The sequence below is a fragment of the Neobacillus drentensis genome, from assembly GCF_036965645.1.
Lineage (GTDB): Bacteria > Bacillota > Bacilli > Bacillales > Cytobacillaceae > Neobacillus > Neobacillus drentensis_D.
The window spans coordinates 974-4,533 of record NZ_JBALPZ010000255.1 but is presented as its reverse complement, the minus strand read 5'-3'; the positions used below and the strand labels follow the sequence as shown (position 1 = coordinate 4,533).

3 protein-coding genes are annotated in these 3,560 nt (G+C 38.4%); all 3 read right to left on the bottom strand.

All coding sequences use genetic code 11. The features are described 5' to 3' along the window. Positions 1-130: 130 nt before the first annotated feature. Complete coding sequence (locus V7266_RS29880; protein WP_335472878.1) at positions 131-1,129, bottom strand: NADP-dependent oxidoreductase; 999 nt, start codon at positions 1,127-1,129, stop codon at positions 131-133. Between the two features lie 265 nt (positions 1,130-1,394). Beyond that, entirely contained in the window at positions 1,395-2,477 is a 1,083-nt protein-coding gene (locus V7266_RS29875) for an alkene reductase (protein WP_335472876.1), read from the bottom strand. 99 nt (positions 2,478-2,576) lie between these two features. Continuing rightward, the gene (locus tag V7266_RS29870) at positions 2,577-3,275 is read right to left on the bottom strand and encodes an SDR family oxidoreductase (RefSeq protein WP_335472874.1); all 699 of its coding nucleotides are present in this window, start codon (positions 3,273-3,275) and stop codon (positions 2,577-2,579) included. Positions 3,276-3,560: the final 285 nt, after the last annotated feature.

The window sequence follows — 3,560 nt, the reverse complement described above, 5'->3', positions numbered from 1 at the left end:
GTATTAATACCTCGTACTAATTATACGTAAAAAAAACTTCATCAAAAAGCTACCTTATTGGTAGCTAGATCTATAAAAGGAAATCACCATATAGTTTAACAAGAATTCTTCCACGTACTTAAATTTTGGATTAGAAGGTTACAATAACTTTGCCTTGTGAATGTCCAGTAGAAACTTTTATTAATGCTTTGTTAATGTCATTAAAATTATAAATTGAATCAATAGAGGGTGTGATATTTTCTTTTTCAACAAGATTTGTGATTCTTTGTAATTGACTGCGATTGGCTTGCACGAATAAAAATCGATATTCATTTTTATGTTTACGTGCTAAAGAATCTACGCGAGCACCCACTAAACCAAACAATAATTTTTTCCACATTGGAAAATTATTTTCAACTGCAAAGCGATAATTAGGTACTGCTTTCAATGATACTAACTTTCCTTGAGGTTTTAAGATACCAAGTTCTGCTTTTATCTCTTTTGCTCCCAAGGTGTCGATAACATAATCTATATCAGATAGAACGTCGGCATAGTTTTCCTCATGATAATTTATGAACCTATCAGCACCAATCGAAAGTGTACGTGATCTACCTCTTTCACTGCCGCTTGTTATAACATATAATCCCATTGATTTGGCGATGGGGATTGCCATAGCACCAAAGCCACCGGTTCCACCAGGGATAAATAACTTTTTGTTAGGCTGAGCATTGAGTACGTCATTTAATGCTTGATAAGCAGTCAAAGCAGTGAGAGGAACAGCGGCTGCTTCAATAAAGGATAGATTTTTAGGCATTATGGCTATAGCATCTTCATTGACGACCGCATATTCAGCAAAAGCTCCAATTTGATTAACTGGCAACCTCGTATAAATGTGGTCACCAACGTGGAAGTTCTCAACATCTTTTCCAACGGCTTCAATAACACCAGATAGTTCATTTCCTAAAGTTAATGGTAAATCATAATCAGAAATCATTCGAATATTTCCATTTAAAATGAGGATATCTAATGGATTAACACCTGCTGCTTTTACTTTAACGAGTACCTCCCGACTATTAATTTCTGGTATTTTAATATCATTCAATTCCACTTGAACTTCTTTTGAATATTTCTGCATTTGAGCAGCTCTCATTATTTCATCCTTTTCCTTTACAATTTTTTGGTACCTTTTCATGAAATGCAATCTCTAGCGTTGAATGTAGGTGACTCAAAACAAAAACCAGTGCTTGAAGGGGTAATCCCAAGAATGCACCAAACGCCTGCAAATGCACGAAATTCATGCGTCAAGCACTGATTTTCAGGTTGAGTCACAGCTGTTTCCCACAATTTCTAAATCTGATGAAAGAATGGAGTACAATTTTTCAGTTGTACGCCATTCTTCACCCTATAAGCTATACTTACCCCTCTTGAGATTGCAATTCTTTCATCGTAGGATAATCCGTATAACCCATGCTTCCGTTACCACCGAAGAATGTTGTACGGTCTGCTTCATTCAAAGGAAACCCTTTTTTGAGACGTTCTACTAAATCCGGATTAGCTAATGACCATACACCGACTGGTACCATATCAGCTACACCATTATCAATATCTACACGAATATCTTCTAGAGCACGACCAGCTCGATTGACTAATAATGGATTTGACCAGATTGAACGAATTTCATGGAGCAGTGTTTCGTTTCCTAAATGCATAACATGAAGGTAAGCTAAATTGAATTGAGTTAATTCTTTTACTAGATGGAGATAAACTTCAGGTCCTTGTTCACCTTCTTCAATCCCCCCAAGAGGTGACCCTGGTGAAATACGAAAGCCTGTTCTTTCTGCTCCAATTTCTTCAACGATTGCTTTCGTTATTTCGATTGCAAAGCGAGTACGATTCTCTATTGATCCACCGTATTTATCCGTTCGTTTATTAGAATTTTCTCCGATAAATTGATGAATTAGATAACCATTTGCCCCATGAATTTCAACACCATCCGCTCCTGCTTCAATAGCTGCAGATGCTGCTTTTCGGAAGTCTGCAATTGTCGTTTGAATATCTTCTTCACTTAACTCACGGGGAACGGGTATTTCCTGCATCCCTTTAGCAGTGAACATTTCTACACCGGGTGCGATCGCAGATGGTGCAACTGCTTGACGATGATGTGGTGTATTGTCAGGGTGCGACATACGACCGACATGCATTAATTGGATATATATATATCCACCGGCTTTATGCACATCATCCGTAACTTTTTTCCACCCTTCAATATGCTTTTCAGTATAGATACCAGGTGACCATAAGTAACCTTGTCCATCATCAGAAGGTTGTGTACCTTCACTAATAATTAATCGCATAGATGCTCTTTGAGCATAATAAAGGGAACTTAGTTCTCCCGGTGTACCATCTTCTTTTGCTCTACTACGTGTCATTGGTGCCATCGCTAAACGATGAGGTAATTCCAAATTTCCAATTTTCGTTTTGCTCCACAATTTATCCATTTTTGTACACCCTCTTCAAATTATGTTACCCGTTGTATACGTGTATCCTTTTACCATTTGTCTGAAATCTTGGACAAATCACTGTATTAGTAATCTGTATTAGGAGAGATGTGGGTATATCGCAGATACACCACCGGCAAGATTTCTTTGGATCTTTCGGCTCACGTCATCAGCAATAATTTCAAAGCTGTCGGATTCTAATCCATCAATAGCAATTTTTGCGATATCCTCAGGGTTGGATTTGGGAACTTCTAAGCTCGAAGTCAAGTCTGTCTCCATGAAGCCCACATGTAATCCAACTACTCTCACATTTTGAGGATAGAGATTTAAACGTAGGTCGTTCGTCAATGCCCACTCTGCCGCCTTTGCAGTGGTATAAGCGCCAACAGTTCCCGAACTAACCCAAGATAATGCGGAAAGAATATTTAGAATCGATCCTCCCCCATTATTTGCTAGAATCGGTGCAAAAGTACGAACCATGGAAAGTGTGCCAAAGAAATGCGTATTAAACTCCAAATGTATTTTATCGAGATCACCGTCAATCAAAGAAGCACCTGTAGACGATCCTGCATTGTTGATCAAAATCGTAACATCCTTAGCGACCATAGCGGCTGCAGCTACCTCTTGAGGGTTGGTAATATCAAGCTTTACAGGAATTACACCGGGAATGTCAATGGACTCAGGATTTCTTGCACCAGCATAAACCTTAGCCCCTCTGGATAGAAGTTCAAGTGCTAAATGGCGTCCAAAACCTCGGTTCGCGCCGGTGACAAATGCGACTTGTTCAGAAATTTTCATTTTTATGTGCTCCTTTTATTATTTAATTTTGGTACAACAAAATGTCTTCCTCCTCAAAACTACGCAAGTAATGATTTCCTTAAGAAGAGATTTTGGTCATTGGCAAGTCTCGCTATATGGGAATGGTCATTCTAAAAAGCACAAAAGAATGATCCCTACATGGAGAGAGCTTTAAGTATGGCAAGACTCATATACGAGAACGACCATTCTAAAAAATGTATAAGCAAGGATATCTTCTTATGAGTAAGCTTTACTACAGCTCAGACTTACTCATATAGGAACTAT